Source organism: Microbacterium sp. AISO3 (assembly GCF_002204305.1).
Lineage (GTDB): Bacteria > Actinomycetota > Actinomycetes > Actinomycetales > Microbacteriaceae > Microbacterium > Microbacterium arborescens.
Window position 1 is genome coordinate 1 of sequence record NZ_NHRF01000078.1, and the last position, 438, is coordinate 438.

Genomic DNA, 438 nt, shown 5'->3' on the forward strand with positions numbered 1-438 from the left:
GTGTTGCACTCTGGTCCATGCATGAGTTCGATGCAAAGAATACGGATGCAATCGAACTGCTACGGCAAAGCCCGTCGAGTGTCATTCGTTGGCACCCCACTCACGTCTGCCCTCTAGGCAATCAGTGCCCCAGTGATATCGTCGTTATCATTGGCGGCTATCAGCGTTGCGGATTATGCCCATTCGCGGCGAAATGCGTGGACCATCTTCCAGCTATGGCGGGGAAAAAGAACGAGCTGAAGGAGCGGATTCGAATGTCAGCACAGCGCATACGGGTTATGGAGGAGCGTGGGGCCTCTCAAGAAATGCTCGCTTGTCTACACAAAGGAATGGAGAACGACGCAAAGGAGCTGACAGGTTGGGAGCTTTCGGCAGATATTTTGCATAGGAAGCTAGAGGAGATGGGCGATGACGGGACGTATCACGTTGACAAACCGG

1 protein-coding gene is annotated in these 438 nt (G+C 53.4%); it reads left to right on the forward strand.

The window, feature by feature from the left end; genetic code table 11:
* Positions 1-17: 17 nt before the first annotated feature.
* Positions 18-438: hypothetical protein (locus CBF90_RS18660; protein WP_206780510.1), on the forward strand; the 421-nt coding region annotated here is incomplete at its 3' end.